Raw genomic sequence first — 22,004 nt, 5'->3', positions numbered from 1 at the left:
AAAGTGCAATTTTTTGAAAAGGATTTCAGATTTTTCGCAAACGGTCGATAGCTTCCTTTCTTTGAGCCAAAGCCCGTTCATATTTACCAGTATCTTCTGCTTGGAAATAGTGATGATTACGAATTTTTTCTGGTAGATAGTCTTGCTTGACCCAATTTCCAGGATAGTTGTGTGGATAGAGATAGTCTTGGGCATTCCCTAGTTCCTTGCTTCCGCTGTAGTGTCCATCACGCAGGTGTCGCGGAATAGGCAAGTGCCCTGATGTTTTGAGGTCAGCAAGTGCCTTATCCATAGCTACATAGGCTGAGTTGGATTTTGGAGAAAGGGCCAAATCAATCACGACATTGGCAATGAGAATGCGGGCTTCTGGGAACCCAATCTTCTGGGCAGCATCCAGAGCAGTCACGGTATGAATCTGGGCTTCAGGGTTGGCCAAACCGATATCTTCATAGGCGATAACGGTCAAGCGACGAGCGAGACTTGGCAGATCCCCAGCCTCAATCAAGCGGGCAGCATAGTGAAGACTGGCATCAACATCTGAGCCACGGATAGACTTTTGCAGGGCAGATAGAACATCATAGTGACCGTCTCCATCCTTGTCCATAGTGATGTAGCTTCTCTGAAGACTATTTTCCATGATGTCTAGAGTGATATGGCGAATGCCCTTATCATTCTCAGGGGTAGAAAGAACAGCCAAATCCAGTGAGTTAAAGGCAGAGCGCAGGTCTCCGTTTGTAGAGGTTGCGATGAAGTCCAGCGCATCCTCATCTAGTTCTACTGGAAAATCAAAACCACGCTCAGGGTTACTTAGAGCTATCTGTAGAGCCTCTTTGACTTCTTGGTTAGACAGAGGTTCCAACTCAAAAATTTGAACGCGACTGCGAATGGCAGGAGTGACAGAGAAGAAAGGATTTTCAGTTGTAGCGCCAATCATGATGACCAGTCCACTTTCCAAGAGAGGCAAGAGGAAGTCTTGCTTGGTTTTATCTAGTCTATGAATCTCGTCAAGGAGTAGTACAAGTCCACCTGAAAATTTAGCCTCTTCCGCAATTTCTTGCAGTCGCTTTTTACTATCAACTGTCGCATTGAAAGTTCGAAAGGCATACTTAGTAGTCCCAGCGATGGCTGAAGCAATACTGGTCTTGCCGATTCCAGGAGGTCCATATAGAATCATGGAGGACAGGCGGTTGGCTTCCACCATGCGACGGATGATTTTTCCTTGTCCGACCAGATGTTCCTGACCAATGACCTGGTCGATGGTTTTAGGGCGCATGCGAAGCGCGAGATTGTCTGGCATAGCAGTCCTTTCTAGCGTGGATTTTCTGATGTATATGTGGTAAGATGGTAGTATCTATTTTAGCATATTTCCGAGCAATCGGGGCGATTTAAGAGTCGCATAGAAAGAGGACAAAATGGCAACATATGGATTTTTAGATGTTTTAGAGGAAGAGTTGGAGAAAAACTTTCCCTTTGACTTTGAGATTAGTTGGGACAAGCGTAACCACGCAGTTGAAGTGAGTTTTCTATTGGAAGCGCAAAACGCTACAGGTGTGGAGATGGTGGATGAGGATGGAGAGGTTTCGTCAGATGATATCCTCTTTGAGGAAGCAGTGCTTTTTTACAATCCTGCCAAGTCAACAGTCAATGGGGAAGAGTATTTGACTGTCATTCCTTACCTACCTAAAAAAGGTTTTTCTCGTGAATTTTTAGCTTATTTTGCGTTATTCCTTAAAGATACTGCCGAGGTTGGACTAGATGCCCTCATGGACTTTTTGGAAGACCCAGAAGCAGAAGAATTCGTCATGGAATGGAACCAAGAAGTCTTTGAAGAAGGAAAAGTTGGCTTGGAAGAGGGAGAGTTTTATCCTTATCCGAGATACTAGGAGTTTGACATGAAACTAGAAATTTCTGATTTCACAGGCTGTAAGATTGCTTTGTTTTGTGGGGATAAGCTCTTGACTATCTTACGCGATGATAAGGCAAGCATTCCCTGGCCCAATATGTGGGAACTGCCCGGTGGGGGACGCGAGGGGGATGAAAGTCCTTTTGAGTGCGTGGCGCGTGAAGTTTATGAAGAACTGGGAATTCATCTGACTGAGGATTGTCTGCTTTGGAGTAAGGTTTATCCAAGTATGCTTTTTGCGGATAAACAATCTGTATTTCTAGTCGGTCAGTTGACACAGGACCAGTTTGACAGTATCGTATTTGGAGATGAAGGTCAGGGCTATCAGCTCATGAATGTTGAGGAGTTTCTTAGTTCCAGTCAAGTTGTACCTCAGTTGCAAGAGAGATTAAAAGATTATTTAAAAGTAAGTGATTAGAAAGGATGGTTCGGTTAAATTTCTAAACTGAACCCGCCCTAAACACTGTGCCAAAAAGATAAACTTCTCTTAGACACAAGCGTCTTCAGAGAATTTCCTATTTTGGCTTTGTGTTTTACGGGCTTGGTATCTTAAATATGGAAACATGGCAAGAGTTAAAAGTTACAGTTAAGCGTGAGGGGGAGGAATTGGTTTCCAATCTCTTGATTGAGCTGGGAGCTCAAGGTGTTGCGATTGAAGACAGCATGGACTATGTGGGAAATGTCGACCGTTTTGGTGAGATTTTCCCTGAGGTTGAGCAACAAGAAGAAATCGTAGTCACAGCCTACTATCCTGATACGGTTGATGTGGCAACGGTTGAAATGGACTTGAAGGCTCGTCTCGCGGAACTAACTGATTTTATGGATTTGGGAGAGATCAAAATGGGGACCACTGCCTTGGCTGAAGAAGACTGGGCAGACAACTGGAAGAAATATTATGAACCAGCTCGTATTACTCATGACTTGACCATCGTGCCGTCGTGGACGGACTACGAGGCGACTGCTGGAGAAAAGATTATCAAGCTGGATCCTGGCATGGCTTTTGGTACTGGGACGCACCCAACTACTAAGATGAGCCTTTTTGCCTTGGAACAGGTTCTTCGTGGTGGCGAAACGGTGCTGGACGTGGGGACTGGTTCAGGAGTTCTTTCTATTGCCAGCTCGCTGCTTGGTGCTAAGGAAATTTTCGCTTATGACCTGGATGATGTAGCGGTTCGTGTGGCTCAGGAAAATATTGAGCTCAACCCTGACATGGAAAACATCCATGTAGCAGCAGGAGATTTGCTTAAGGGAGTTGAGATTGAAGCAGATGTGATTGTAGCTAATATCTTGGCGGATATCCTTGTTCATCTGACAGAGGATGCCTATCGCTTGCTCAAGGATGAAGGCTACCTTATCATGAGTGGGATTATCAAGGACAAGTGGGACATGGTGCGCGAGTCGGCTGAGTCAGCTGGATTTTTCCTTGAAACCCACATGATTCAAGGGGAATGGAATGCCTGTGTCTTTAAGAAGACCAAGGATATCTCTGGTGTGATTGGAGGCTAGCATGCAACAGTATTTTGTCAAGGGTAGTGCAGTCTCTCCTGTCACCATCGAGGACAAGGAAACCATCAAGCATATGTTTCAGGTTATGCGCTTGAAAGAAGATGATGAGGTTACTTTGGTTTTTGATGATGGAATTAAGCGCTTGGCGCGTGTGCTGGATGTGGAAAATCGTCAGTTTGAATTGGTCCAAGAATTAGCTGACAATGTGGAATTGCCTGTCCAAGTGACCATCGCATCAGGCTTTCCCAAGGGAGACAAGCTGGAGTTTATCGCTCAAAAAGTAACCGAACTGGGTGCCAGTCAAATATGGGCCTTTCCTGCCGACTGGTCAGTCGCCAAGTGGGATGGCAAGAAATTGGGTAAAAAGATTGAAAAACTAGAAAAAATTGCTCTTGGAGCAGCAGAGCAAAGCAAGCGTAATATCGTTCCAAGTATTCAGCTTTTCGAGAAAAAAGCAGATTTTCTAGCCCAACTTGATCAGTTTGACCGTATCGTAGTGGCTTATGAAGAGTCGGCCAAAGAAGGTGAAGCCGCTGCGCTTCTGCAAGCAGTCACTGGTCTTGAAAAAGGAGCCAAACTGCTCTTTATCTTTGGTCCAGAAGGTGGCCTGTCACCTGCAGAAATTGAGAGTTTCGAAGCTAAGGGATCAGTCTTAGCAGGACTTGGCCCTCGCATTTTGCGAGCAGAAACAGCACCGCTTTACGCCTTATCAGCCCTTAGTGTTTTATTAGAATTAGAGAAATGAGAGGAAGAAAATGGAACAAAAACACCGTTCAGAATTTCCAGAGAAGGAACTTTGGGATTTAACAGCCCTATACCAAGACCGTGAGGATTTCTTACGTGCAATCGAGAAGGCTCGTGAAGACATCAACCAGTTTAGCCGTGACTACAAGGGCAATCTTCATACTTTTGAGGATTTTGAAAAGGCCTTTGCGGAATTGGAACAAATCTACATTCAGATGAGCCATATTGGTAACTATGGATTTATGCCTCAGACGACAGACTATAGCAATGACGAATTTGCCAATATTGCCCAAGCTGGGATGGAATTTGAAACAGATGCCAGTGTAGCCTTGACCTTCTTTGACGATGCCTTGGTGGAAGCTGATGAGGAAGTCTTAGACCGTTTGGGTAAATTACCTCATTTGACGGCGGCCATTCGTCAGGCCAAAATCAAAAAAGCCCACTATCTAGGGGCAGATGTAGAAAAAGCCTTGACTAATCTGAGTGAAGTTTTCTACAGTCCGCAGGATATTTACACTAAGATGCGTGCTGGAGACTTTGAAATGGCTGACTTTGAAGCCCATGGCAAGACCTACAAAAACAGCTTTGTTACCTATGAGAACTTCTACCAAAACCATGAGGACGCTGAGGTTCGTGAGAAATCCTTCCGTTCCTTCTCAGAAGGACTTCGTAAGCACCAAAATACGGCTGCCGCAGCCTATCTAGCCCAGGTTAAGTCTGAAAAACTCTTGGCTGATATGAAGGGCTACGACTCTGTTTTTGACTATCTTCTTGCTGAGCAAGAAGTAGACCGTGCTATGTTTGATCGTCAGATTGACCTCATCATGAAGGACTTTGCACCAGTCGCTCAGAGATATCTCAAGCATGTTGCCAAGGTTAATGGTCTTGAAAAGATGACCTTTGCAGACTGGAAATTGGATTTGGACAGCGCTCTGAATCCTGAGGTAAGTATCGACGATGCCTATGACTTGGTCATGAAGTCGGTAGAACCTTTGGGACAAGAATATTGTCAGGAAGTTGCTCGCTATCAAGAAGAGCGCTGGGTAGACTTTGCTGCTAACAGTGGCAAGGATTCCGGAGGTTATGCGGCGGATCCATATCGCGTGCACCCTTATGTCCTCATGAGCTGGACAGGTCGTTTGAGCGATGTCTATACCTTGATTCATGAAATCGGGCATTCTGGTCAATTCATCTTTTCAGACAATCACCAAAGCTATTTCAACGCCCACATGTCGACCTACTATGTTGAAGCACCGTCAACCTTCAATGAATTGCTTCTCAGTGACTACTTGGAGCACCAATCTGACGACCCTCGTCAAAAACGCTTCGCTCTGGCTCACCGCTTGACAGACACCTACTTCCATAATTTCATTACTCACCTCTTGGAAGCAGCCTTTCAGCGTAAGGTGTATACATTGATTGAAGAAGGGGAGACCTTTGGAGCGAGCAAACTCAACAGCATTATGAAGGAAGTTTTGACCGATTTCTGGGGAGATGCCATTGAAATCGACGATGATGCAGCTTTGACTTGGATGCGCCAAGCTCACTATTATATGGGCTTGTATAGCTATACCTACTCAGCAGGACTAGTCATCTCGACTGCGGGTTACCTTCATCTGAAACATTCAGAAACTGGAGCTGAAGACTGGCTCAATCTCCTCAAATCAGGTGGTAGCAAGACACCGCTTGAGTCAGCCATGATTATCGGAGCTGATATTTCAACAGATAAACCACTCCGTGATACCATTCAATTCTTGTCAGACACGGTTGACCAGATTATCGCTTACAGTGCTGAGTTGGGAAAGTAGGGGAATAGAGAGATTGTTCTAGAATGATGTTTATGGGCTTGTGAAGCGTCATTATACTTGGCTTAGCTGTGGCTATTTTCAAACATGCCGTTGAAGGTCGTGATGTTAAATTTGAACTTGCTATAGAACTGGTATTGATAGTTATTTACTTCATTTTCTATCAGATTGTATTTAATTGAGAGAGCAAGCTATAAAGAAAATTGAATCTATTTATGGCTAGAGAAGATTATTTGTAAAATATAAATAATATGATTTGTATAGATAAGGTAAATATTTTAAAGAAAGGGTGATTTTATGAAAAAGGAACAAGTGTTGATTGGTTTGGGCGTTGCAACTGCAATGGTAACAGCTTTTAATGGTCATGCACAAGCTGATGAGGTTGTAAATAAACATTCGACTAAGTCAACTGTTAACCAATCAGAAACTAAAAAGGATGCTGAGGTCTCAGAATCTGATGTAAAAAATGCAGAAGTAAAACTGAATCAAACAATTGAGGAAGAAAAAAATGCTCAGAAGCTTGTTGATAAAATGCAACAAGAGCATGCATCTACTGTGACAAATAAGAACAAAGCAGATGATGCTTTGAAACAAGCACAAGAATTTGCTAAACAAGCTAGTCCTGAAAAAATTAAAAATGCAGAAAAGGATCTTGTTGCTAAACAGACAACGGTTCGGAAGTCAGAAGAAAGATTGTCAGAAGCAAAAAAAGATGAGAAACAAGCCCAAGCAAGTGTTGAGAAACAAGAAACAGTTGTTAATAAGGCAAAAACTCAAGTTGCTCAGAGAGCAGTTGATGTAAAAAAAGCCCAAAATAAAGTAACAGAAGCAGAGAAAACTTTTGATTGGAATACACTACGCGAGATTCAACAAGCAACTGAGAAATTGGATGCGAAAGTGAAAGAGAACCAAAATAAAGTAAGTTCTTTAACTAATTCAGTATCAAAAGCAGGGCAAGAACGAAAAGCGCTTATAGAAAGAGGAAATAAGACACGTTCTACTCTTGAAAAGAATTTAAAATCTGCTGGGGATGAGTTCCTTACCGTAACGGTTTCTCATGAGATTAAATCAAATTCTGTTAGTGAAAGTGAGTCTAAAACTCCTCCACTTGATGAAAAAACTATCGTAGGAAGAGATGGTAAGACATATTATATTGCTGCGAACGAAGATGTGAATTTTAGTGGTGAAAGAACAGAAACAATTGTTGTAAAATCTAAGGATTATATCCATACCCCTCATGTGATTGATTATAAGAAAGTTTCTGAATACGTTCGTAACTACTTAATCGAATTGCGGAGAATAAATGGCATTGATATTCCAGTGCCACCTGTGACTGAAAAGGCTTTGAGATATGGAAAAGCTAGGGCAGATGAAATGGTGGCAAATGATAAACTGTCACATGATACAAAACTAAAAAATCAAGATTTTGGTTTTAAGGATGCAACAGAAAATGCTACAGCTGGTTCAGTTCCAGAAAAAAGTGTATTGAGTGAAAAAGAACTTGCTTATAAAGAGCTTCTATCTTACTTTAATGATTATAGTAATGCATCATTATATGGCGCATCAACTCCTAAAGAAGCAAATAAATTTAACTATGGCCATAGAATTCCCTTGCTTGCTGCATCAGGAACTGGATTTGCTCTTGGAGCATCGTCAAGTAAAAAAACAACTTTTGGAAATTATGGTGTAATGACTTTTATTAGTGAAGCAAAAGGTGTTTATGATACTTTACCAACAGTGATTAGTCCATCTGAAAGAAGAAGCTATGTTTATAACGGTAAAACCTATTATTATGATACAAGCAGTTCATATTTTTTAGCAAGAGCAGAAAATAAAGACGGTGATCCAGATCATAGTGAATTTTATTTTAACGGTAAACGTGTAAAATTCTTACCGAAGACAACTTTCCGTTATGTTTGGAATGAAATCACACATCCTAAAAATCCAGCTTATACAAAAGCCAAAGAGACTCTAGATAGTTTCAATCGAAAACAAAAAAACGAAGAAACTTTAATGAGGGATAAAATTTCATCACTAAACAAAAATATTACAATTGCTAAAACAACATTGAATACAGATCAAAAAAATCTGTATAAAATTAAAAAACGTCTTGCCGATTTTACAAAACAAAATCAATCCAAGTTAAACGTTTTAAAATTTGCTAAATCTGAGTTGAGCAAACAACAAACTGCGTTAAATATTGCTAAATCTGAACTTTTGAAGCAAGAATCTCAATTAAATCGATTGAAAGCAATCAAAAATAATAAATCTCATGCTGGTAAGAATGCGGAACAGTCATTACTTAATGCCAAAAACGATTTGTTGAAAGCTCAACAATATGTTCTTGTCCTCAAAAATGCTCCAAGAAAACTCGATGAAGCTAAAAAAAGTTTGATGATCGCTAAACAGAAGTTTGAGGAATCAAAAAAAGCACTTGAAAATGCAAATGCTAAATTAAAAAATGCAAAAGTTAAAAAGGAATCTGCTAAGAAAGAATACATCAAAGTATCTAAAGCATTAAAAGTAAGACTTGCTTCCAAAGGAAGTTGGATTCAATCATCTGGTCGTTGGTGGTATAGACATAACAATGGTTCCTATACATCCAATGGATGGGAACTAATCAATGGGAAATGGTATCATTTTGATCGCTCGGGTTGGATGCAGACTGGATGGGTCAAATCAAGTGGCTCATGGTACTATTTGAATAGCTCAGGTTCTATGCAAACAGGATGGTTCACTGTTTCAGGGAAATGGTATTATGCATACAGTTCTGGCGCTTTAGCAGTCAATACAACTACACCTGATGGATATCATGTCAATTACAATGGGGAATGGATTAAATAGAGAGTTCTGTGCTATTTAAAAAGATTAATACAAACTCTCATTTTTTTCAGTATAGTATAACCATCAAATATAGAGAGTTATAACTAATTGCAATACATAAAAAATATACAAATTTTGAAAACAATATTGCAACTGATACGAAATTTCCAATCAATTTTCTTGAAACCCTTTCCCTCTTTTGATAGACTAGTATCTAGTTTTTGAAAAAAGGAGAAAGAAAATGAAAAAATTTGTCGCTGAATTAATCGGTACTTTCATGCTTGTGTTCATTGGGACAGGAGCTGTTGTTTTTGGAAATGGTCTTAATGGCCTAGGTCACCTTGGAATCGCTTTTGCCTTCGGTTTGGCCATCGTGGTTGCTGCTTACTCAATCGGAACTGTTTCAGGTGCTCACTTGAACCCAGCGGTTTCGATTGCTATGTTTGTAAACAAACGTTTGTCATCAAAAGACCTTGTTAATTACATCCTTGGACAAGTAGTTGGAGCTTTCCTTGCGTCAGCTGCGGTATTCTTCCTATTGTCTAACTCAGGCATGTCAACTGCTAGCCTTGGTGAAAATGCCTTGGCAAACGGTGTCACTGTCTTTGGTGGATTCTTGTTTGAAGTCATTGCAACTTTCTTGTTTGTCTTGGTTATCATGACTGTAACATCAGCAAGCAAGGGCAATGGAGCGATTGCTGGCTTGGTCATCGGTTTGTCATTGATGGCCATGATCCTTGTGGGATTGAACATCACTGGACTTTCAGTTAACCCAGCCCGTAGCTTGGCTCCTGCTGTCTTGGTAGGTGGCGCAGCCCTTCAACAAGTATGGATTTTCATCCTTGCTCCAATCGTTGGTGGGATTCTTGCAGCCCTTGTTGCGAAAAACCTCCTTGGAACAGAAGAATAATTGAAACTCAAAAAGCCTTGCTCCTCATCTTGAGGAACAGGGCTTTTTCGTATGAGTTTAACGGTTGTCAACTTTCTCTGGATAAAGGTCGTGTTGGAAGAGGCGTTGTTCTGCCAAGCCTTCATACTTAGTTCCTGGCTTACCGTAGTTGTAGTAGGGGTCGATTGAAATGCCACCGCGCGGAGTGAATTTACCCCAGACCTCTAAATAGCGAGGGTCTAGCAAGTTGACCAAGTCTTTCCCGATGGTGTTGATACAGTTTTCGTGGAAATCTCCGTGGTTTCGGTAGCTAAAGAGGTAGAGTTTGAGGGATTTTGACTCGACACAGAGCTTGTCAGGGATGTAGGAAATATAGATAGTTGCAAAGTCTGGCTGAGCGGTAATAGGGCAAAGTGAGGTAAATTCAGGACAGTTAAATTTGATGAAATAGTCATTTTCCACATGACGATTGTCAAAGGATTCGAGGACTTCTGGTTGATACTCGAAAATGTAGTTGGTTTCTTTGTTGCCTAGTAGGCTGAGGTTTTTCATTTCTTCTTGTTGTGACATGATTTTTTCTTTCTAATTTTAAACACCACGTTGATTATCGTAGAGGAGGGTATGGAGTTGAGGAAGGACGCGGACATTGCCCCAGCTGTCGTCGGCAGCGATGCGTTCCCAGAGTTCTTTGAGGCGGTCCAGTTGGTCTTGGACAATATTGCCTGTAGCCTTGGGCTCAGGATTTCCTGCAGATAAGAAAAGAACATCTGGTTGGTAACGTTCTTGTATGCCTCTGGCAAAGGCCAAATCTGCATCGTCAAAGACAGGGATTTTAAAGGTGACCTTGTCTGGATCCAGTTGGGAAACGATAAAGTCTAAGGTCTCAAAGTTGACTTCCATCTTGGATGAAGGAGGTTTGGGACTCAGGGTGACTTGGTCGATGTCTTTTAACCAATTTTGCCAGCGGGATCCTTGGGTCTCAACAGCCAGAGTGACACCACGTTCCTTGAGTTTAGTGACGAGTTCAGCCATATTGGCTGCTAGGATAGCAGGATTTCCCCCAGATAGGGTGACGTAGTCGTAGCTCCCTAATTTATCCAAGGCAGCAATGACTTCGTCAGCCGTCATACGAGTTGGCTTTTCAGAGCCATCCCAAGTAAAGGCAGAATCGCACCAGTCGCAGTGGTAGTCGCAACCAGCAGTGCGGACAAACATGGTTTTCTGCCCGATTGCACGGCCTTCGCCTTGAAAGGTTGGGCCAAAAATTTCTAGAACTGGTAGTTTGAGGACACGTTCCCTAGTCATCTAACCACTCCCGTCTAAACTCCGCAAAGGAAGTCGGAGTCTCATAGAGGCGAACGTATTCCAAACGGAGACCGCGTTCGTCTGGCAACTCTTGGTTCATGGTTTGGAAAATCCAGTAAACCATATTTTCAGCAGTCGTGTTCATATAAGGCAAAGTCTCATTGAGATAGCGATGATCCAAGTGGGGCTCTAAGTAGTTCTTGTAGATAGCTTTGATATCTCCGAAATCGTAGGTCATGCCACGTTCATCTAAAAATCCACTGACAGCAATCTGCAGATGATAGGTGTGACCATGAAGGGATTTGCATTTTCCCTCATAGTGAAAGAGGTGGTGGGCAGCATCAAAAGTAAATTCTTTGGAGACTAGAGTCCGATAAGGATTGTAAACGAGAGACTCCCCGGTTTCCTGTTTGATTTCTTTAGGTGCAAAAAACATTAGTCCTCTCCTTTCTGTGAGAGATAAACATCTAAACCATGTTGACGTAGGTGGCAGGCTGGGCAATCTCCACAGCCACTTCCGATAATCCCGTTGTAGCAGGTTAAGGTCTTTTCACGAACATAGTCAAAGGCACCGAGTTGGTCAGCTAACTCCCAAGTTTCAGCCTTGTCCAGCCACATGAGAGGCGTTTGGATAACAAAGTCGTAATCCATGGCAAGGTTGAGGGTGACATTAAGAGATTTGACAAAGACATCCCGACAATCGGGGTAGCCAGAGAAGTCGGTCTCACAGACACCTGTCACGATGTCTTTAATGCCACGTTGCTTAGCAAGAACTGCCGCAAAGGACAGAAAGAGGTGGTTGCGACCATCAACGAAAGTATTGGGAACCTCTCCCTCTTTTTGCTCAATCTCCAAATCAGAGGTCAAGGCATTTTCAGTGATTTGCCCCAGCAGAGACATATCTAAGATGTGATGACGAATCCCCTGTTCCTTAGCGATTTCTTGGGCAACTTGAATTTCGAGATGATGACGTTGACCATAGGCAAAGGTGACAGTTTCGACTGTTTCATAATGTTTTTTAGCCCAAAAGAGGCAGGTTGTAGAATCTTGACCGCCACTAAAGACGACCAAGGCTGATTGACGTTTCATAGTACTCCTTCCAAAATGGGAAATGTTCAGAGCACGCAAAAAGCTCCCATGAGGGAGCTAAAAAATACCAAGTAGAGGTTTTTTTTAGCGATGGCATGTCCCAAACATCGTAATATTCTACCTACAGTCTAGCATATTTTTTGAAAAATGGCAAAGGGCAAGAAAAAAGAGACCAAATAAAGTACTTGGTCTCTCGTTTGATTAACTCAATTCAGCAACGATGGCCTTGATTTGTTCTGCTGTGTGAACACCAGCAACTTGTTTCACCACTTGGCCGTCTTTTTTGAAGAGAAGAGTTGGGATAGACATGATTCCAAAAGCACGAGCTGTGTTTGGATTTTCATCAACGTCCATTTTAACGATTTTTAAAACATCTTCTGAAAGTTCTTCAGACAATTTATCCAAGATTGGACCTTGCATACGACATGGACCACACCAAGTTGCCCAGAAGTCTACCAAGACCAAACCGTCTTTTGTTTCTTGTTCGAATGTTGCATCTGTAATTGCTTTTGCCATTGTATTTCTCCTTTTTTAGTTATATTGGCTTAAATCTTGTTTCATGAGATAGAAGAAGACATCTCCATAAGTCCCATGGTAGTCCAAATCATGACCGTTGTAAGTTAATTTTTGGACGGGGTAGTAGTCTGCGACGCCGATAAGGCAAGCTTGTTGCGAACGATCAAAGTCTTCATAAGATTCGAAAGTTACAGTTCTTTCGTTCTTGCTGGCATCTAGATAGGTAATTTCAATCATTTTAAAAACTCCTTTGTTTAATGATGACTTTATTTTACTCCTTGTAAAAGAGAATGTCAAGGAAAATGATTGCGCACGCAACTTTTTTCTGAAATCATCTTAAATCAAGAAATCCAAACCAGTTTCCAAGCTTTCTTCGACAGCCTTCTGTAGAGAGGCCAGTGTCTTTTGCCCATCACTTGTCAGGCAGATAAAGCTAGAACGTCTATCTTGATCACAACACATGCGACTAAGCAGACCGCAATTTTTAGCTTCCAAGCGAGCCACCATCCGAGAAACAGCGCTCGGGCTTAGATGAAGCTTATCTGGCAGGTCAATCTGTCGTAGAGATTTTTCTTGGGCCAAGTCCAGATAGTAGAGGAGGTAGAACTCTTTCAAGGTTAGACTTTGCTCGCTCTGCTGGGCAATTGTCTCTTCCAAGAGACTTTCAATTTCTTTCTGACGCCGATTGAAGTCAAACCATTTTTCCAAATAGGTCATAGTATCTCCTTTCTTTTTAGAGTTATAACATAGAAGAATGTCCATTAACGGACAGTCTCTGCATCACAAGATGATTGCGCATGCAATAATTATACTACTTTTAAATCAAGCTGGCAAGAAGGACGCTGGCATCTTTTATCCTAAATCATGCCTGTTTTTACAAGTCAAGAATTGTTTGTATCCCCTTTCCATTTCTAATTTTCATTATCCTTTATGCATTTCCTTGAAATTTTCTGAAAAAAGAGTAAACTGGTATGCAAGAAGTCTATTTCGTGGAGTTTAGGATGAAATTATATGTTCAATTAATGATTCTCTTTGTGATTTCTCTAATCGGAGAGGGGATCTCTAGTTTCTTTCATTTGCCCATACCCGGCAGTATTATCGGCTTAATTATTCTCTTTCTAGCCCTGCAATTCAAGTGGCTGAGAACAAGGCATGTCAACATGGTCGGAAATTTCTTGCTGGCTAATATGACCATTCTCTTTTTACCGCCAGCAGTGGGAATCATGGAGAAGTTTGATGTGATTGCTCCCTATCTTTTGCCTATCGTCTTGATTGTCTTTTTTGCCGCAGTCATCAATATTATCCTCATAGCCCTGGTAGTTCAGTTTATCAAGAGACGATTTGAGGGAGATTATGAGAAAGGAGATACCAAATGAGTGAATTTGTTTCCAATCCCCTGTTTGGGCTTGCTCTGTCTATCCTAGCCTATCTAGTGGGAATGTTGATTTACAGACGTTTTCCCCATCCATTGACAACGCCCTTACTTTTGTCAGCTGTTTTCATTATCATCTTTCTAAAGCTGACGGGTATTTCTTACCAAGATTACTACCAAGGTGGGGTTTATCTGAACAACTTGATTGTTCCATCGACCGTGGCTCTAGGGATTCCGCTTTATAAGAGTTTTCATCTGATGAAGCACCATGCTCGGAGTATCCTCTTTGGTAGTCTCTTAGCGGTAGTTGTCAATACCTCTTTCACAGCTCTTGTGGCCAAGATTTTTGGCATGGACTTTTTCCTAGCTATTTCTCTCTTTCCAAAGTCAGTAACAACGGCCATGGCAGTGGGAATCACAGAAAAATTGCAAGGTTTGACGACTGTGACCTTGGTGGTTGTAGTGGCAACTGGGATTTTAACCAGTGTTATCGGACCAACCCTTTTGAAGTGGTTGAAAATTGACGATCCAGTAGCTGTTGGCCTTTCCCTCGGAGGAACAGGCCACGCAGTTGGAACAGGGACAGCCTTCCGATACGGCTCTGTAGCAGGAGCCATGGGCGGCTTGGCTATCGGTGTCACCGGTATTCTCTATGTTTTTGTCAGCCCTATCGTAGCCAGTTTGATATTGAGTTAAAAAGCAAGGAATTTGAGTTCCTTGCTTTTTAAAATCGTATGTTATAGAGCATTACTTTTCTCTGCTTAAATGAATGACTTGGTCGTAGTGTTTTAAGTCCTCTTCTGTGTAGTGGTGAATGACTTCAATGACTGTTTGAGGTAGGGAGAAGAGCAAGTCGCTAATTTTTCTGCTATTTTCCGAGTCAAGATTGGCCTTAATCTCATCTGCTAAGATGAGTTGGCTATCATGGTAGAGGGCGCGAGCGATTTCTAGGCGTTGTTTCTCGCCACCAGATAGACTATCATTGCTGAGCGTTCGATTTTTCAAATGTTCTAATCCTGTTTTTTTGAGGATATGATTTAAAGTCTCTTTGTTTTTATCCAGTCCCAGAAGGATATTGTCTTCCAGAGATAGCGTGTCAAAGTAATGGCTATCTTGGAGGATATAGGAACTAATGCCCGTGATATCTTGACGTGATAGGTTTTGACCAGCAAAGCTAATCTGTCCACTTGTCGGTGTCTCTTCTCCATGAATGATATTGAGGAGGGTTGTCTTACCAGAGCCACTTTCCCCGATAATGGCAATTTTTTCTCCTTGCTTGATGCGCATGGAAATCGGAGATAAGAGGATATTCCCCTCTTTTTCAAGGGAGATGGTGTCAAGTTGGATAGGGAAAATATTTTCTATGCTTCTAGGCGAGATGGAGTCAGACTGGTCCAAAAGTTTTTGGTATTTGTTGAGAAGACTTCGAGTTGCTTTTCGGGTATTGGTAAGGTAGGCTAACTCTTGAAATTGATAGCCGATATTATGGGAAACCAGATAGATAGCCACAAAACTAGCTGCATCTAAATAATTATAGTAGGTCATAAAGCCACCGATGACGATTGGTGTGACAGAACAAAAGGCATCGATGCTATTGATCAAGAGACTGTTTAAAGTTCGTTGTTTTTCATAGTTGATTTCGGCATCTAGATTGGTTTGTAATTGCTTTTGATAGCGAGCAAAAAAGTAGTCTTGCCCCTGATAATGGCGAATTTGTTGACTACCACCAATAAAATTTGTCAAGCTTGCTAAGTAGCTTTGGTTAACAGTTGACCGCTTTTCGGAAAGTGAGTCCAAATGCTTTGATCCGATAGCACTGCAGAGGACAGGAAAGGAGTAGAAGAGGATGAAAATCAGACCTAGGTAAAAATTGGTCCATAGGGCATAGAGAATGGATACAGTAGTGAAGCCAAGAGAAGAAATGATGATGACGGTTGGCTCGATATAGCTTTCTTCTAGTTGCTTGACGTCGTTTTCTAAATCGGACAAAATATCCTTTTCATCAATCTCATAACTGTTTAAAAATCGCTTGAAAATAGCACTCTTGATTCCATATTTGAAATCAGTAATCAAACAGGCGTAGTAATAGCGTTTCCCAGCCAAGCCTAGTAAGAGGATAAGATTACCAAGGATTCCTAAAATCAAAACTTTCCAAAGAAGGCCTAGTTCTTGATTGGTAAAACTAGCAACAATATTCTGAACAAGGGCTGGTGCGATAATCGCTTCCAGCCAGGTAACGGCAATAGAAAAGAAGTAAAGTACGAGGTGCTTTTTAGTAACAAATTTTCTCAGCATAAAGACTTGACCTCCTTATTGATATACATGCAATCAGTTTTAAATTTATTATACTCCTTTTTATACTCAATGAAAATCAAAGAGCAAACTAGGAAACTAGCCGCAGATTGCTCAAAACAGTGTTTTGAGGTTATGGATAGAACTGACGAAGTCAGTAACCATACCTACGCCAAGGCGACGTTGACGCGGTTTGAAGAGATTTTCGAAGAGTATTATTAAATACTTCATATAAAAATATAAATTGTGGGGATATACAATTAAATGAAAATGTCAAAATGTAACAGATTAAATAAAAAGCGAACAAAACAGAATTTGTTGTTTCGATTCGCTTTTTGTATTATTATCTAGATTTTTCTTGCAGCTTTGATAACATTTAGTCTGAGCAGGTACACTAATAGCTGATGGAATAAAATGTGTACTTTAGATTATTTCCAAGCGCCACTGGCATCTACATAGTAACCATCAGGTGTGTAGGTATTGTGGAGCATCTTACCAGTTGAATCAAGATAGTACCATTGACCGCCATCTTTGACCCAACCAGTCGCCATAGCACCTGAGTCTTTTAGGTAGTACCAAGAGCCGCTATCTTTCACCCAGCCTGTTGCCATTGAACCTGAATTGTTTAGGTAATACCAAGAGCCACTATCTTTCATCCAACCTGTTGCCATAGCACCGGAGTCTTTTAGGTAATACCAAGAGTTATTATCATATAGCCAGTCACTAGCAATCATAGCTCCTGATGATTTAAAGGCATACCAGTTGCTACCTTGATGAAGCCAAGTTTGATTGAACATGACTCCTTTATCATTCATAAAGTACCAGTTTCCATTGTCCTTAACCCAAGCATTCTGCACTAATTGCCCCTGTTTTTGATAGTACCAGTTTTGGTCTGATTTTAGCCAGCTTTCTGCTTTCACAATCGGATAAAGTTCTCTGAAGGCTCCTCCCCCTTTGTAGAAATGACTGATAGATTCTGGTTTTGTAAGTTTTAACTCACCATGGTCATAGTCTTTCCAAGCATAGACTTTTTGACCATTGACAGTCTCTGGTAAGGTAGCTGTGTAGGTCTTGGTTTGATAGTCCCATTTAGTATCAAGGTAGGTGTATTGATTATTTGATTCTTCAATACGGTAGTAACCACTCTTTCCACCGTCATTATATACATCATCAACCACTTTAGTGGACCAGGTCTTTACTTCATTTCCGCTCTTGGCTTCTACCTTGATATCTCCTCTATAGCCATAAGGAACATAGAAATTCAGGTAACGCCCTTCTGTACCGACCATAGACTTGTCCTTTTCTTGACCTAGGAAATTGACAGTTTGATCTTGACCATTGAGACTGACCGTCCACTCGATTTTCTCAGTTTTTGGCAAATCCAATACTTTGATATCTACTTCATTACCATTATTAAATCGGAGAATTTTGCCATCTTGATACCAAACATCACCCTTAATAACCCACTCTTCTTCAAGATTGAAGGCCTTTCCCGAATGAGGGAAAGCTAGTAAAGCTAGACCAGCTAGAGACAAACCAAATAATGTGATTTTTTTTGATACTTTCATTTTCTTAACTCCTTATTTTTTGAATAAAATAAATTGACTGTTTTCTGGATAAACTGATACATGTTGCTCCTTATTACTGCTTGATGCAGCTTCAAGGACTAGAGGATAAGAGTATTGATACAGTTCCTCTAAAGTGATTTTTCCGTTAGTATTGGTGTCTGCCATAGGCGAAATAATTTTATTTTGAAGTGAATCCCAACCTGTACACATTGCTCAGTATCTGGTAGCAAGACTACCTATTCCGACTGCACTATACGATTTTTCACCTTTCCAAGAGGCACATAGTACGAGGAATTTAGAATCAAGCATTTCACCATTCTTGCTTGCTAGATTTCCTGTTGAAAATCCTGCCAAAAATGCTTGTTCATCAAATCTTTCTTCAGACTTGGAGGCAACCTTTTTGTCTGTATTACCTACATCTATAATTGTTCCTGAATAGCAATAATCCAGCATAACTACAAACTTACCTTTATATTGTTTCAGTATAGATGCCAATTCCCAACCTGAAAATGTCTGACCATCGCTACCAAGATAGATTCTTCCGTCTCTTCCTCCATGTCAAGTAAGATAAAGATAGTTCACATCGCTTTCGCTAGAAGATTTGAAAAGCTCTTCCATTTTTGCAATAATCTCGGACTTAGTTTTATCTGGGAATCGAACAACTTCGCTAAAGTTTTGGTTACTGAACCCCTTTTCCATAGTATTAACATCTTCGATAGGTATTGCTCTCGTTGATGTTTCACAAAAAACCAAAGCACGGCGATTAATCGTTTGTCTAGCTCCACTAGTAGCAAAGAAATAGGTATCGTCTACGATATTGTGCCGACCTGTATTCATCCAACCCTTGCTATCAAAATAGTACTGGGTTTCATTGATGTTTTCCATCCGTTTCTAGTGTAAGAACCGTCAGAGTGTTTATACCACCAACGGCTATCAGATTTTATCCAACTTCCACTGACTTACTATAAGTCGCTTGAGAGGATGATTCTTGAGCAGAAACTGGACTATTTATTGCTAGTGTTGACACTGGGCTAAGTAAAGCAACTGCTGACAATAACATTTTTTTTTCATGATATGATTGTCCTTTCTTTTTTATTTTTGATATAATCATATCATAAATAAAAAAACAGGTTTTATTTTTTGCAGAAATGGAAGAGGAATAGTATGGAAAATTTTGGAGCAGTTTTAAAGGATATTCGTATTTCAAAAAATTTTCGTCTTAAAGATTTAGCTTGTGATAAGATTAGTGAATCAACTATTTCTCGTTTCGAAAATGGCATTACAAAATTATCTATTGATCATTTTTACATTTTGTTAAATCGTCTTGGAATATCATTTTCGGAATTTGAAGAATTAGTTCATTGCTATTATTCTAAAAAAGAATGTTTTTTTGAAGAATTAGAACATGCTGTGAACTCTTCAGACATATTTCTACTTCAAGAATTAGTGGATAAAATAGAGTTAAAACAAAAGCAGATAAAAAGTTTATGCAATTTTCACATAAAATTGATTGCTGAACAACAGATTAATCGGCTTGCAAATCTTCCTTATAATACATCTAAATGCAATGAGATAATAAAGTATTTGCTTTCGGTAGATACTTGGATGGAGTATGAACTAAAAATTTTTTATAATTCGGTGTTTTTCATGAATACTAAAACCATTAGCTTACTATATAGAGTGGTAATCAAGAAAACACGACATTTTTTAAAAACAGACATGGGAACACATAGAGTAATTCCCCTATATTTATTTAATTTAGAATTATTATTAAAAAATAATTTGTTAGATAGCGCTCAATTTTTTATAGATGATTTAGAAAATTTACTTACCATACAAGGATATTATTTTGAAAAGAATTATTTGCTTTTTTTAAAAGGTATTTATCTCATAAAAACGAATCAAGTAGAGTTAGGTAAAAAAGAATGTTATAAAGCTATGAAAATATGTAAGGAATATAATGATAGTGACACAATAGAGAAATTAAGCAAGACCTTTAAATCAGATTTTGTTATTTATACTAAATGAAAATCAAAGAACAAACTAGGAAGCTAGCTGCAGGTTGCTCAAAACAGTGTTTTGAGGTTGTAGATAGAACTGACGAAGTCAGTAACATATATACGGCAAGGTGAAACTGACGTAGTTTAAATTTGATTTTCGAAGAGTATTAATTGGTTAGAAGGATTCATCTGTAAGATAAAGTTAGACAGAAAATGAGATAAAAGAAAAAGGATAGCCTCTCTGCGATGAGATGTTATCCTTTTTGATTATGAAACTATTGCAAATTAACCTTGTTTTTCAAAATATAGTAGGTTCCGAGGTAAAAGATAGCTATGAATATGAGTTCTTCAATAATGCCTACGCTTGCTCCCATATAGAAATTATCATTAAATCCTGCAAATGAATTGACATAGAAGTTAGTACTGGTATTGAAGAAGACTTCTATAATTCCAATGACGATTCGGATTCCAATGTAGGCTGCAACAGCGAGTGCTGTACGGTATTCGTTGAAAAGTTGTCCGATGGAAATGGCCAAGTAAATGCAGAGGATAAATGAAATTGTACTAAGCAGGAAGGATAAGACAGTAAGACCAAAACCAGTAAAATGTTCTCCAACAAATGACAGAAGAGTAGAAAGTTGAACTTCATTATAATTTGTTGACAATAAGATAATATAGATACATAGGAGTAAGACAGTAGTGCTAATCAACGACCAGATAAAAGCACCGATTAGTTTGGCTGTGATGATATGGTGTTCAGAAACTGGCAAGGTCAAGGTCAGATAGCCTTGTCGGTCATAGACACTACCTTTGAATCGTTTAATAATCAAGAAAATGGTTGAAATCCCAAGTGTAATCATCAATCCACCAAAGACGAGAGCCAGAAAGAAAAGTAAGACAGGTTGGCTATCTTTGAAAGATACATAATTATAATAGTGTCCTTGCATTCCTATGGGAACGGAAAGAACTAGCACGGCAGCGTAAAGGGCTAAATACCACTTGTTAACATTTTTAAATTCGTAGCGAACTAAATTCCAAAACATAATAATCTCCTTTGCTTAGGCCTTAAATTCCTGACGGAAGAGTTGGTCAATGGATTCACCAGACTCATAGCGAATATCATCTACATTTCCTTGACGGACGACTTTTCCATCTTTGAGGAAGACAATTTCATCTAAGATTGGCTCGATATCAGAAATTAAGTGGGTAGAAATCAAAACGGTAGAAGTTGGGGAGTAGTTGTTGATAATGGTATTGAGGATATACTCACGGGCTGCTGGATCCACCCCACCAATGGGTTCATCCAAAACATAGAGACGAGCATCACGGCTCATAACCAAAATCAGTTGGACCTTTTCCTTGTTTCCTTTTGATAGTTTCTTGAGACGACTATTTTCATCAATACCGAGGTCAGCAAGAAGATGATGGGCACGTTCAAGATTGAAATCTTTATAGAAGGTCTTGAAGTAGGTTAGGGCTTCTTTGACCTTCATTTGCTCATTGAGATAGGTCGTATCTGGCAAATAAGCTACGATAGCCTTGGTTGCTGGGCTTGGGTCCATATCGTTGATAAGGACACGTCCTTGATCTGGTTGTAAGAGGCCATTGATGAGTTTAATCAAGGTTGTTTTTCCTGAGCCGTTTGGGCCGAGGAGACCGACAATTTTTCCAGCTGGGATGTCAAGAGAAACATTTTCAAGGGCTGGGGTTGCTCCATAAGATTTGGATACATTTTCAAATGCTAGTAATGACATAGGCTTAAACTCCTTTAATATAATCGCCGACTACGCCTGGTAGTTCTTCTTTTTCATAGCCAAAATGGGTCATGGAGGAAACGAAGTGTTCCAATTCTTCTTCCGATAATTGTTTGCGCGATTGGGCGATTAGCTCCTTATCCTCAGTCACAAATCGTCCAGTTGTTCGCTTACTGTAGACAAATCCTTCTCGTTCAAGGTCTGATAAGGCTCTTTGGATGGTGTTTGGATTGACACCAGCCTCGCTAGCCAGCTCTCGCACGGTTGGAAGTTGTTGATTGGGTTCCAGTGTATGGGAAACAATCTGAAGCTTGATTTTCTCCATAATCTGTAAATAGATGGGTTTTTTGTTGTCAAATGTCCAGGACATCTTGGTCTCCTTTCTTTTATCCTTTTGTCTTAATTAAATAATACAACGAAACAAAAAACTTGTCAAGC

25 protein-coding genes and 1 pseudogene are annotated in these 22,004 nt (G+C 40.2%); 10 read left to right on the top strand and 16 right to left on the bottom strand.

Translation table 11 applies throughout. From position 1 onward, the window contains the following. Window positions 1–25: 25 nt before the first annotated feature. Complete coding sequence (locus tag MK482_RS07485) at window positions 26–1,297, bottom strand: replication-associated recombination protein A (protein ID WP_001113233.1); 1,272 nt, start codon at window positions 1,295–1,297, stop codon at window positions 26–28. Window positions 1,298–1,412: 115 nt separating this feature from the next. On the opposite strand from MK482_RS07485, the gene MK482_RS07480 reads away from it, so the two are divergent. The 7 genes and pseudogenes from MK482_RS07480 to MK482_RS07450 all read left to right on the top strand — a co-directional run bounded on the left by MK482_RS07480 (window position 1,413) and on the right by MK482_RS07450 (window position 9,691). Further along, entirely contained in the window at window positions 1,413–1,883 is a 471-nt protein-coding gene (locus MK482_RS07480) for a DUF3013 family protein (RefSeq protein WP_261026744.1), read from the top strand. A 9-nt stretch (window positions 1,884–1,892) separates the two neighbouring features. Beyond that, a complete protein-coding gene (locus tag MK482_RS07475) occupies window positions 1,893–2,321 on the top strand; it encodes an NUDIX hydrolase (RefSeq protein ID WP_268718397.1) in 429 nt (142 codons plus the stop codon). Between the two features lie 137 nt (window positions 2,322–2,458). Continuing rightward, entirely contained in the window at window positions 2,459–3,409 is a 951-nt protein-coding gene (gene prmA, locus MK482_RS07470; RefSeq protein WP_268718396.1) for a 50S ribosomal protein L11 methyltransferase, read from the top strand. Window position 3,410: 1 nt separating this feature from the next. Next, complete coding sequence (locus tag MK482_RS07465; RefSeq protein ID WP_268718395.1) at window positions 3,411–4,154, top strand: 16S rRNA (uracil(1498)-N(3))-methyltransferase; 744 nt, start codon at window positions 3,411–3,413, stop codon at window positions 4,152–4,154. Window positions 4,155–4,164: 10 nt separating this feature from the next. Next, entirely contained in the window at window positions 4,165–5,961 is a 1,797-nt protein-coding gene (gene pepF, locus MK482_RS07460) for an oligoendopeptidase F (RefSeq protein ID WP_268718394.1), read from the top strand. 2,541 nt (window positions 5,962–8,502) lie between these two features. Beyond that, a pseudogene (locus tag MK482_RS07455) lies at window positions 8,503–8,802 on the top strand (choline-binding protein C); the annotation flags it as partial. Window positions 8,803–9,022: 220 nt separating this feature from the next. After that, window positions 9,023–9,691, top strand: coding sequence for an MIP/aquaporin family protein (locus tag MK482_RS07450; RefSeq protein ID WP_268718393.1), 669 nt, complete (start codon window positions 9,023–9,025; stop codon window positions 9,689–9,691). 57 nt (window positions 9,692–9,748) lie between these two features. Here the strand turns inward: MK482_RS07450 and queF are convergent, their stop codons facing one another. From queF to MK482_RS07415, 7 genes are all read right to left on the bottom strand, one after another. Next, window positions 9,749–10,240 (bottom strand): preQ(1) synthase, encoded by a 492-nt coding sequence (gene queF, locus MK482_RS07445; RefSeq protein WP_000082588.1) that lies wholly within the window; start codon window positions 10,238–10,240, stop codon window positions 9,749–9,751. Between the two features lie 18 nt (window positions 10,241–10,258). Next, the gene (queE, locus tag MK482_RS07440) at window positions 10,259–10,975 is read right to left on the bottom strand and encodes a 7-carboxy-7-deazaguanine synthase QueE (protein ID WP_023938861.1); all 717 of its coding nucleotides are present in this window, start codon (window positions 10,973–10,975) and stop codon (window positions 10,259–10,261) included. Then, on the bottom strand, window positions 10,968–11,411 hold the full coding sequence (gene queD, locus MK482_RS07435; protein ID WP_268718392.1) for a 6-carboxytetrahydropterin synthase QueD: 444 nt from the start codon (window positions 11,409–11,411) through the stop codon (window positions 10,968–10,970). Before queD ends, queE begins: the two co-directional genes overlap by 8 nt. Beyond that, the gene (queC, locus tag MK482_RS07430; protein WP_268718391.1) at window positions 11,411–12,064 is read right to left on the bottom strand and encodes a 7-cyano-7-deazaguanine synthase QueC; all 654 of its coding nucleotides are present in this window, start codon (window positions 12,062–12,064) and stop codon (window positions 11,411–11,413) included. The genes queD and queC overlap by 1 nt, the downstream gene beginning before the upstream one ends. 201 nt (window positions 12,065–12,265) lie before the next feature. Beyond that, window positions 12,266–12,580: a thioredoxin gene (gene trxA / locus MK482_RS07425; RefSeq protein WP_001029581.1), complete on the bottom strand. Its 315-nt coding sequence runs from the start codon at window positions 12,578–12,580 to the stop codon at window positions 12,266–12,268. Window positions 12,581–12,595: 15 nt separating this feature from the next. Further along, on the bottom strand, window positions 12,596–12,817 hold the full coding sequence (locus MK482_RS07420; RefSeq protein WP_000570256.1) for a DUF4649 family protein: 222 nt from the start codon (window positions 12,815–12,817) through the stop codon (window positions 12,596–12,598). Window positions 12,818–12,916: 99 nt separating this feature from the next. Next, entirely contained in the window at window positions 12,917–13,297 is a 381-nt protein-coding gene (locus MK482_RS07415; RefSeq protein ID WP_247917087.1) for a MarR family transcriptional regulator, read from the bottom strand. Window positions 13,298–13,581: 284 nt separating this feature from the next. On the opposite strand from MK482_RS07415, the gene MK482_RS07410 reads away from it, so the two are divergent. After that, window positions 13,582–13,956 carry a CidA/LrgA family protein gene (locus MK482_RS07410; protein ID WP_004235226.1) on the top strand — a complete coding sequence of 125 codons (375 nt, stop codon included), beginning with the start codon at window positions 13,582–13,584 and terminating at the stop codon, window positions 13,954–13,956. Beyond that, window positions 13,953–14,648, top strand: coding sequence for an LrgB family protein (locus MK482_RS07405; protein WP_001288948.1), 696 nt, complete (start codon window positions 13,953–13,955; stop codon window positions 14,646–14,648). The genes MK482_RS07410 and MK482_RS07405 overlap by 4 nt, the downstream gene beginning before the upstream one ends. 51 nt (window positions 14,649–14,699) lie before the next feature. Here MK482_RS07405 and MK482_RS07400 read toward each other — a convergent pair whose 3' ends face one another. The 5 genes from MK482_RS07400 to MK482_RS07380 all read right to left on the bottom strand — a co-directional run bounded on the left by MK482_RS07400 (window position 14,700) and on the right by MK482_RS07380 (window position 18,697). Continuing rightward, complete coding sequence (locus tag MK482_RS07400; protein ID WP_268718390.1) at window positions 14,700–16,247, bottom strand: ATP-binding cassette domain-containing protein; 1,548 nt, start codon at window positions 16,245–16,247, stop codon at window positions 14,700–14,702. A gap of 425 nt (window positions 16,248–16,672) precedes the next feature. Continuing rightward, complete coding sequence (locus MK482_RS07395; protein ID WP_268718389.1) at window positions 16,673–17,812, bottom strand: N-acetylmuramoyl-L-alanine amidase family protein; 1,140 nt, start codon at window positions 17,810–17,812, stop codon at window positions 16,673–16,675. A gap of 12 nt (window positions 17,813–17,824) precedes the next feature. Then, entirely contained in the window at window positions 17,825–17,977 is a 153-nt protein-coding gene (locus tag MK482_RS07390; protein WP_268718388.1) for a hypothetical protein, read from the bottom strand. 48 nt (window positions 17,978–18,025) lie between these two features. Further along, on the bottom strand, window positions 18,026–18,307 hold the full coding sequence (locus tag MK482_RS07385; RefSeq protein ID WP_268718387.1) for a hypothetical protein: 282 nt from the start codon (window positions 18,305–18,307) through the stop codon (window positions 18,026–18,028). Between the two features lie 63 nt (window positions 18,308–18,370). Next, a complete protein-coding gene (locus MK482_RS07380) occupies window positions 18,371–18,697 on the bottom strand; it encodes a caspase family protein (protein WP_268718386.1) in 327 nt (108 codons plus the stop codon). A gap of 279 nt (window positions 18,698–18,976) precedes the next feature. Between MK482_RS07380 and MK482_RS07375 the strand changes: the two genes are divergently transcribed. Then, on the top strand, window positions 18,977–19,840 hold the full coding sequence (locus MK482_RS07375; protein WP_268718385.1) for a helix-turn-helix domain-containing protein: 864 nt from the start codon (window positions 18,977–18,979) through the stop codon (window positions 19,838–19,840). 247 nt (window positions 19,841–20,087) lie between these two features. On the opposite strand, the gene MK482_RS07370 is transcribed toward MK482_RS07375, so the two are convergent. Genes MK482_RS07370 through MK482_RS07360 form a run of 3 tightly spaced genes read right to left on the bottom strand, consistent with a single transcriptional unit; the run spans window position 20,088 to window position 21,936 of the window. Then, complete coding sequence (locus MK482_RS07370) at window positions 20,088–20,855, bottom strand: hypothetical protein (RefSeq protein ID WP_268718384.1); 768 nt, start codon at window positions 20,853–20,855, stop codon at window positions 20,088–20,090. Between the two features lie 15 nt (window positions 20,856–20,870). Continuing rightward, window positions 20,871–21,566: an ABC transporter ATP-binding protein gene (locus tag MK482_RS07365; protein WP_000054197.1), complete on the bottom strand. Its 696-nt coding sequence runs from the start codon at window positions 21,564–21,566 to the stop codon at window positions 20,871–20,873. Window positions 21,567–21,570: 4 nt separating this feature from the next. After that, window positions 21,571–21,936 carry a GntR family transcriptional regulator gene (locus MK482_RS07360; protein ID WP_000119149.1) on the bottom strand — a complete coding sequence of 122 codons (366 nt, stop codon included), beginning with the start codon at window positions 21,934–21,936 and terminating at the stop codon, window positions 21,571–21,573. Between the last annotated feature and the right edge of the window lie 68 nt (window positions 21,937–22,004).

Source organism: Streptococcus mitis, assembly GCF_026782865.1.
In the GTDB taxonomy this organism is placed as follows: Bacteria; Bacillota; Bacilli; order Lactobacillales; family Streptococcaceae; genus Streptococcus; species Streptococcus mitis_CG.
The sequence above is the reverse complement of the archived record's forward strand: the minus strand, read 5'-3'. Positions and strand labels throughout refer to the sequence as shown.

Bases quoted from the DNA above. Each gene is read 5' to 3' on its own strand.
- MK482_RS07475 (WP_268718397.1), top strand. From the start codon at position 1,893: ATGAAACTAGAAATTTCTGATTTCACAGGCTGTAAGATTGCTTTGTTT.
- MK482_RS07390 (WP_268718388.1), bottom strand. From the start codon at position 17,977: ATGGCAGACACCAATACTAACGGAAAAATCACTTTAGAGGAACTGTAT.
- MK482_RS07450 (WP_268718393.1), top strand. From the start codon at position 9,023: ATGAAAAAATTTGTCGCTGAATTAATCGGTACTTTCATGCTTGTGTTC.
- MK482_RS07410 (WP_004235226.1), top strand. From the start codon at position 13,582: ATGAAATTATATGTTCAATTAATGATTCTCTTTGTGATTTCTCTAATC.
- MK482_RS07395 (WP_268718389.1), bottom strand. From the start codon at position 17,812: ATGAAAGTATCAAAAAAAATCACATTATTTGGTTTGTCTCTAGCTGGT.
- queD (WP_268718392.1), bottom strand. From the start codon at position 11,411: ATGTTTTTTGCACCTAAAGAAATCAAACAGGAAACCGGGGAGTCTCTC.
- MK482_RS07360 (WP_000119149.1), bottom strand. From the start codon at position 21,936: ATGTCCTGGACATTTGACAACAAAAAACCCATCTATTTACAGATTATG.
- MK482_RS07415 (WP_247917087.1), bottom strand. From the start codon at position 13,297: ATGACCTATTTGGAAAAATGGTTTGACTTCAATCGGCGTCAGAAAGAA.
- prmA (WP_268718396.1), top strand. From the start codon at position 2,459: ATGGAAACATGGCAAGAGTTAAAAGTTACAGTTAAGCGTGAGGGGGAG.
- MK482_RS07365 (WP_000054197.1), bottom strand. From the start codon at position 21,566: ATGTCATTACTAGCATTTGAAAATGTATCCAAATCTTATGGAGCAACC.
- MK482_RS07405 (WP_001288948.1), top strand. From the start codon at position 13,953: ATGAGTGAATTTGTTTCCAATCCCCTGTTTGGGCTTGCTCTGTCTATC.
- queE (WP_023938861.1), bottom strand. From the start codon at position 10,975: ATGACTAGGGAACGTGTCCTCAAACTACCAGTTCTAGAAATTTTTGGC.
- queF (WP_000082588.1), bottom strand. From the start codon at position 10,240: ATGTCACAACAAGAAGAAATGAAAAACCTCAGCCTACTAGGCAACAAA.
- MK482_RS07480 (WP_261026744.1), top strand. From the start codon at position 1,413: ATGGCAACATATGGATTTTTAGATGTTTTAGAGGAAGAGTTGGAGAAA.
- MK482_RS07370 (WP_268718384.1), bottom strand. From the start codon at position 20,855: ATGTTTTGGAATTTAGTTCGCTACGAATTTAAAAATGTTAACAAGTGG.
- trxA (WP_001029581.1), bottom strand. From the start codon at position 12,580: ATGGCAAAAGCAATTACAGATGCAACATTCGAACAAGAAACAAAAGAC.
- MK482_RS07465 (WP_268718395.1), top strand. From the start codon at position 3,411: ATGCAACAGTATTTTGTCAAGGGTAGTGCAGTCTCTCCTGTCACCATC.
- queC (WP_268718391.1), bottom strand. From the start codon at position 12,064: ATGAAACGTCAATCAGCCTTGGTCGTCTTTAGTGGCGGTCAAGATTCT.
- pepF (WP_268718394.1), top strand. From the start codon at position 4,165: ATGGAACAAAAACACCGTTCAGAATTTCCAGAGAAGGAACTTTGGGAT.
- MK482_RS07485 (WP_001113233.1), bottom strand. From the start codon at position 1,297: ATGCCAGACAATCTCGCGCTTCGCATGCGCCCTAAAACCATCGACCAG.
- MK482_RS07400 (WP_268718390.1), bottom strand. From the start codon at position 16,247: ATGCTGAGAAAATTTGTTACTAAAAAGCACCTCGTACTTTACTTCTTT.
- MK482_RS07375 (WP_268718385.1), top strand. From the start codon at position 18,977: ATGGAAAATTTTGGAGCAGTTTTAAAGGATATTCGTATTTCAAAAAAT.
- MK482_RS07380 (WP_268718386.1), bottom strand. From the start codon at position 18,697: ATGGAAAACATCAATGAAACCCAGTACTATTTTGATAGCAAGGGTTGG.
- MK482_RS07420 (WP_000570256.1), bottom strand. From the start codon at position 12,817: ATGATTGAAATTACCTATCTAGATGCCAGCAAGAACGAAAGAACTGTA.